Consider the following 5,603-nt stretch of genomic DNA (forward strand, 5'->3'; position numbering starts at 1 on the left):
GTGTCGTAGGCGCTATCACCGACCATCCAGATCGGCTTGGCGACGGCGAGCGCGTCACGCGTGACGCGCATCGCCGTCTCCTCTGGCGCTTGTTTACTCTCCGTGAACTCCGCCGCTATCGGGATCATTTGACCGGTCGAGACAATCGGCAACGTAGCCGTAGTAGTACTCGTCGTCGGTTGGATCGTAGCAGTTCGATGCGTCTTGATCGGCGGGCATCGCCCTCATGTCAGTTGAATCGATAGAGTAGGTCAAGTCGAGCAGGCCGCGGGCGGCGGTCTGCTCGACGAGGTAGTCGAAGATGTCGTCAACGACGTGTTCGAGGTCGGTAAGGAAGCGATCGACCGCGTCTCTCGACGGCGGTCGATCGAAGTCACAGACAAGCCACACAAGCGTGTTCTGAAGGCCGCGTTCAACCGGCCGAAGGTTCAGACCCGTCGAGAAAGAGCCCGGGGACGAGGTCATCGGCGGGACGACGAACCGGGAATGGAGCTTGCGTGTCCGCATCTCCGCGACCGGCGACGAGACGACGCTGTCGGGGATCGTGCGACTCGTCGAGGAAGCCCAGGAGCGTCGTCCCCCGTCGTCCCCGTTCGGCCGTCGCGAAGACGGACGGTTCCGTTCTACAGTCCCTGCCCGCGACCGTTACTCCCTCCGTGACCCCGTCGACCGGGGTGGTCGCCGCCTCGAGTTCGGCGCTCGCCGCGTGTCCCCTCCCGCCGGAGTGGGGCCTGGTGCCACTCGAGGAGGGCGGCGGCACGCTGCCAGCAGTCGGGCCACGGTCGGCCGCACATGGAAAAACAGTTCCCTCGGGGGCTCGAACCCTCGGCAAATGCGAATCGCCGTTCCCAACAAGGGCCGCCTGCACGAGCCGACGATCGACCTTCTGGAGCGGGCGGGGCTTCACCTCGAGAACGGTGCCGACCGCAAGCTCTACGCCGATACGATCGATCCCGACGTCTCCGTGCTCTTCGCTCGAGCAGCGGACATTCCAGAGTACGTCGCCGACGGCGCGGCGGATATGGGGATCACCGGCTACGATCAGGTGCGGGAGGCCCGCGTCGACGACGTCGCCGAACTGCTCGACCTCGAGTTCGGGACGTGTAGACTCGTCCTCGCCGCTCCGGAGGACGGCGACATCGTCGGCGTCGAAGACCTCACGGACGGGACCGTCGCTACCGAGTTTCCGAACATCACGCGGGAGTTCTTCGACGACGCCGGCGTCGACCCCGACGTGGTCGAGGTCTCGGGTGCGACCGAACTCACCCCGCACGTCGAGATGGCAGACGCTATCGTCGACATTACCAGTACAGGGACGACGCTGAAGATGAACCGGCTCGCGGTCGTCGAGGAGGTCCTCTCTAGTTCCGTGCGCCTGTTCGCCCGCGAGGACGTCCTCGAGGAGCCAAAAGTCGAAGAGGTCCGGACCGCACTGGCCTCGGTGAAACAGGCCGAAGGGAAGCGGTACCTGATGATGAACGTTCCCGACGACCGACTCGAGGACGTTCAGGACGTGATCCCGGGAATGGGCGGTCCGACCGTGATGGACATCGCAGACGAGAACGGCGACGGCAAGGTCGCGATTCACGCCGTCGTCGACGAGCGAGACGTCTTCGAAACGATCACCGAGGTCAAGAAGGCCGGCGCGAGCGACGTGTTAGTGACCGAGATCGAGCGGCTGGTCGAGTGACGGGGACGATCCCCGGCACTCGGCGAGTCCGGCTGTGACCGGAGAACCGACCGGAACGGACGGCCGTGTGGGTCGTCGCGTACTGTACCGTCTCACGTCGGAGAAAACGCGGAGGGGAGGGGGGTGGTGTAGTCCAGTCGATGCCACGGACAGTTGGGGGTAGCCGAGTCGGCCTGTCGTGCCTCTGACGGGATTCCGACTCGGCTACCGGCTCTTCGTATTGTGGTATGTTAACGCTTACGCCAAACGAGAGCCGTGATCGGGTAGTCCTGCCACTCTCACCCGTTGCCGTCCGACTCGAGAGCACCCTCGAGTTGGGTCTCGAGCGCGGACAGTCGATTGCCGGGTGAGACGACCCCACCTTCCTGGTCGTACGCTGCGAGGCCGTAGGACTCGAGCAGCGGGAGATGTGTCCGACAGAGGGAGACGTACACGCGCTGGCGGCGTTCGTGGACGGTCGTCACGGCCGTCGCCTCGTCCTCCGCGTCGGCGAGTCGGCCGACCAGCGATCGCAATGCTATCGGCGCTTCCTCCTCGAGAAGCACCTCGAGCGTCCGCCGTCGCCGATCGCTCGTGAGCACTCGCTCGAGTGTCTCGGGCGGGAGCACGCGTCGTCCGGAGCCGTGGGCGGCCGTTTCCCCGCGGCTCGACCCGGGACGGACGGGTACCGGCGTCCGCCGTTGCGTCCAATCTGGGTGAGTCGGCATACTCCGCTGGCACGTCTCGGGAGCGGTTAAAATAGCCAGCTTGTTTCGACGGTCGCCGAGGGTTTGGGCCACTTTCGTCGAGTTTCGGCGGAATAAACGGTTTCGAACCCGAGACGATTTCGGTGGGTTGGAGATGACCGTTCGGTCTCCCGTCGCGTGGGGAAACCACTATATCCGTCCTCGATGTCCCATCGCCCAGTAGGAATGTCCCGGTGCTCGGACCGCGCGCTGCTCGAACTGCTCGCGGAGCGCGGGCCGTTGCAGGTCACCCACCTCGCAGCGGCGCTAGACGTCCATCCGCTTACGGTCACGCAGCGTTGCGACGCGTTGCAGTCGAACGGTTACGTTCGCCGCGTCTCCGCGGACGTGTTCGGGCTCACCGAGGACGGCCGGGAGCACCTGGCGTCGCTCACGGACGCTACCGATTCCCCCGAGCTACCCGACCCGTCGAACTCGACAGAGTCGGCCGACTCTCCCGAGTAATACGCGCTTACTCCTCGATCCGACCGTCGGCGTCCCCACCCGTCGGCGGCCACTCCCAGGCGTCGGCCGTCACGATTCCCCGGAGCTTCCGGCGACGGTCGCTTACCTCCTCGAGTGCCGCTTCGAACTCCCCGTCGGAGACCGTCGGAATCCCCTCCTCGCGGAGTCGATCGAGCTCCGGTGCGGGTGGCTCCTCGTCGGCGGGCTCGATAAACGCTGCCCCGAGCGTCTCGAGGTAACTGTCCGCACTCGAGCGTGTCGTCTCGATCAGCGTCGGATCGAGTCCCTCGCCGTCGGGAATCCCGTGACGGTGCAGGGTCAGTGCCTCGTCGAGGATCGCCACTGCTATCGCCGAGGCTTCCCCGTCGCTCTCGCTGTGGTAGTAGTGCAGGATCGGGTAGGACTTGTGTTGTTCCGACAACAGCGACAGCTGCGTCGCCATCGATTCGAGCGGGCGCTCGAGACCACGGGTCGGGTCGACGGAACTCGTTTCGCGACGCCCGCCGGGGTCGTCGTCCCCATCGGGGCTCCAGCCTGCGCGGACGAACGCCTCGCTGCGCTCGCCGAGCCCGGTAACGTCGCTGGCGAACGATCGCTTCTCCGATACCGCACCCAGGACCGCGAGGACGTAGGAGACGCCGAGCGTGACAAACGCCATGCCGGTCGCCGTCGTGAACGAACTGGCGAGCTCCCAGGTCCCGCTCGTGGGCGTGTAGTCGCCGTTCCCGTTCGTGAACATTGTGTAGGCGACGTAGTAGAGATAGCCCGTCGCGTCGGCCGGTTCGCCGGTGTGTGTACTGACGAGGGTCGTGGGTCCCCCGGCGAAAAGCAGCGTCCAGCCGACCCACAGCAGGGCGATCCATATCACGAGCGTGAGCGCGAGGATCAGTGGTCCGGCGAGACTGAGCACGCGGGAGTCGTCGCCGCTGGCACGCCGCAGGCCGCGCCAGACCATCGTCGTCAGTCGACCCGACACCGGACCGGAGCCGCCGTCGACCCACAGAGTCGTCCACAGGATGTCCACGATGACGAGAGCGAGCACTGCGAGGCCCGCAAGGAGGACGAGTAGTTGCATTCGACCGACCTACGGCGTCGGCCGCCGTCAACTGTCGGCCGGCGAACCGATCGATCCGTCGGAAAACCGAGCCGTCAGCGACCGCCGGGCCGTGGCGGTCGACCGGAGTTCGGGGACCACGGGCGACGTGTGAACCGAATCGGCAGCGTCGGAACTCGTCGCCGCGATCGACCGAAAAGGGACCGACAGCTTACTCGAGCAGGCCGAGGTCCTCGAGTCGCGAGACGATCTTGTCGACGGCGTGTTCGGCGTCTTCGGGTTTCTTGCCGCCGGTGATGACGAGCTTCCCGGAGCCNAAAAGGGACCGACAGCTTACTCGAGCAGGCCGAGGTCCTCGAGTCGCGAGACGATCTTGTCGACGGCGTGTTCGGCGTCTTCGGGTTTCTTGCCGCCGGTGATGACGAGCTTCCCGGAGCCGAACAGGAGGGCGACGACTTCGGGCTCGTCGAGCCGGTAGACGAGACCGGGGAACTGCTCGGGTTCGTACTCGATGTTCTCGAGACCCAGCCCGATCGCGATCGCGTTCAGGTTGAGGTTGCGCCCGAGGTCGGCCGAGGTGACGATGTTCTGGACGACGATCTCGGGGTCCTCGTTGACCTGAATCTGGAGTTCACGGAGCTTGTCGAAGACGATGCGCAGGCTCTCGTGGACATCGTCGGTGCTTTTCGCGCCGGTACAGACGATCTTCCCGGAACGGAAGATCAGTGCGGCGGACTTGGGATTCTGGGTGCGGTAGACGAGACCGGGGAACTGCTCGGGGTCGTAGTCGGCCCCCTCGAGGTCCATCGCGACGCTCTGGAGGTCGAGTTCCTGGCCGATGCCGGTCGACGCCACCACGTTTTCGATGTTGATGGTGTCCTTCGGATCCGTCATTAGTCGCTTAAAAAGACGTATTTAAGGTTCATAAAGGTTGGTGCCGCGGACTGATATGTCCGCTTTATGCCCGGGTCGAAATTCTGCGCAGGTTCGAATATCGTCCGTCTTAGCGGGTGCAAGGTGAGGTTTTATCAGCGGGTCGGTTCGGTGGTTGGCGGCGAACGAAGGTCGGATCGCCGTCGGTCTGAGACGGTTACTGGCCGGCCGTTTCGGTGGAACCGCGGTTCGGACGTTCCACCGGTACATCGGTACAGCACTCCGGACGAAACCGGGTCGGCTCGAGCGGAAGCCGAGCCGATGACGAAACGGCAGGCTGATACGCCAGCCCCGAGGACAACCCCGCGTGTACCTGCTCGAGCTCGGCGGCGAGGACGACGCGTTCGCGGCCTGCGAAGCGACGAGCGCCGCGGCCGACGTCGAACGGATCGCCCCCGGTCTCGCCGTCGCAAACGCGATCGTCCCCGCCCGTATCCGCGGCCTGGCTTACACCCACCGCGCGAGCGAACTCGTCGGTCGAACCGACGCGGACCGCGAGAGCGCACGCACCCTACTCGAGGCAGCGCCGATCGATCGCGAGGGGTCGGTCGCGGTCCGTGCGACGGACGTCCACGGCTCGACGGGGATCAGTACGGAACAGGTGGAACGCGACCTGGGACAGGTCCTGGTCGACCGTGGCTTCTCGGTGGACCTCGAGGAGCCCGATCACCTCCTGCGAGCGACGTTCTCGGAGGGGCGACTCGCGCTCGAGGACGGCGAGGACGGCGAGGGTGGC

General features: G+C 65.5%; 6 protein-coding genes and 3 pseudogenes. 4 read left to right on the forward strand and 5 right to left on the reverse strand.

The window, feature by feature from the left end; translation table 11 throughout:
* A pseudogene (locus tag C446_RS03065) lies at positions 1–426 on the reverse strand (transposase); the annotation flags it as partial.
* Between the two features lie 4 nt (positions 427–430).
* On the opposite strand from C446_RS03065, the pseudogene C446_RS18455 reads away from it, so the two are divergent.
* Both C446_RS18455 and hisG read left to right on the forward strand, forming a co-directional pair.
* A pseudogene (locus tag C446_RS18455) lies at positions 431–613 on the forward strand (P-type ATPase); the annotation flags it as partial.
* A 219-nt stretch (positions 614–832) separates the two neighbouring features.
* Positions 833–1,690 (forward strand): ATP phosphoribosyltransferase, encoded by an 858-nt coding sequence (gene hisG, locus C446_RS03075; RefSeq protein ID WP_006671600.1) that lies wholly within the window; start codon positions 833–835, stop codon positions 1,688–1,690.
* Positions 1,691–1,968: 278 nt separating this feature from the next.
* Here hisG and C446_RS03080 read toward each other — a convergent pair whose 3' ends face one another.
* On the reverse strand, positions 1,969–2,397 hold the full coding sequence (locus C446_RS03080) for a DUF7344 domain-containing protein (RefSeq protein ID WP_083861055.1): 429 nt from the start codon (positions 2,395–2,397) through the stop codon (positions 1,969–1,971).
* Positions 2,398–2,601: 204 nt separating this feature from the next.
* On the opposite strand from C446_RS03080, the gene C446_RS03085 reads away from it, so the two are divergent.
* Positions 2,602–2,880: a MarR family transcriptional regulator gene (locus C446_RS03085; RefSeq protein ID WP_006671602.1), complete on the forward strand. Its 279-nt coding sequence runs from the start codon at positions 2,602–2,604 to the stop codon at positions 2,878–2,880.
* 7 nt (positions 2,881–2,887) lie between these two features.
* On the opposite strand, the gene C446_RS03090 is transcribed toward C446_RS03085, so the two are convergent.
* From C446_RS03090 to C446_RS03095, 3 genes and pseudogenes are all read right to left on the reverse strand, one after another.
* On the reverse strand, positions 2,888–3,955 hold the full coding sequence (locus tag C446_RS03090; protein WP_006671603.1) for a potassium channel family protein: 1,068 nt from the start codon (positions 3,953–3,955) through the stop codon (positions 2,888–2,890).
* A gap of 190 nt (positions 3,956–4,145) precedes the next feature.
* A pseudogene (locus C446_RS18460) lies at positions 4,146–4,238 on the reverse strand (TATA-box-binding protein); the annotation flags it as partial.
* Positions 4,239–4,267: 29 nt separating this feature from the next.
* Positions 4,268–4,828: a TATA-box-binding protein gene (locus tag C446_RS03095; RefSeq protein ID WP_006671604.1), complete on the reverse strand. Its 561-nt coding sequence runs from the start codon at positions 4,826–4,828 to the stop codon at positions 4,268–4,270.
* 346 nt (positions 4,829–5,174) lie between these two features.
* Here C446_RS03095 and C446_RS03100 point away from each other — a divergent pair.
* The coding region (locus tag C446_RS03100) for a THUMP domain-containing protein (protein ID WP_006671605.1) at positions 5,175–5,603 on the forward strand (429 nt) is incomplete at its 3' end.

It is taken from the genome of Halobiforma nitratireducens JCM 10879 (assembly GCF_000337895.1).
GTDB classification, from domain to species: Archaea; Halobacteriota; Halobacteria; order Halobacteriales; family Natrialbaceae; genus Natronobacterium; species Natronobacterium nitratireducens.

What these genes read in the sequence shown, in the direction of transcription:
- C446_RS03080 (WP_083861055.1), bottom strand. Translation starts at nt 2,397, where the DNA reads ATGCCGACTCACCCAGATTGGACGCAACGGCGGACGCCGGTACCCGTC.
- C446_RS03095 (WP_006671604.1), bottom strand. Translation starts at nt 4,828, where the DNA reads ATGACGGATCCGAAGGACACCATCAACATCGAAAACGTGGTGGCGTCG.
- C446_RS03090 (WP_006671603.1), bottom strand. Translation starts at nt 3,955, where the DNA reads ATGCAACTACTCGTCCTCCTTGCGGGCCTCGCAGTGCTCGCTCTCGTC.
- hisG (WP_006671600.1), top strand. Translation starts at nt 833, where the DNA reads ATGCGAATCGCCGTTCCCAACAAGGGCCGCCTGCACGAGCCGACGATC.
- C446_RS03085 (WP_006671602.1), top strand. Translation starts at nt 2,602, where the DNA reads ATGTCCCGGTGCTCGGACCGCGCGCTGCTCGAACTGCTCGCGGAGCGC.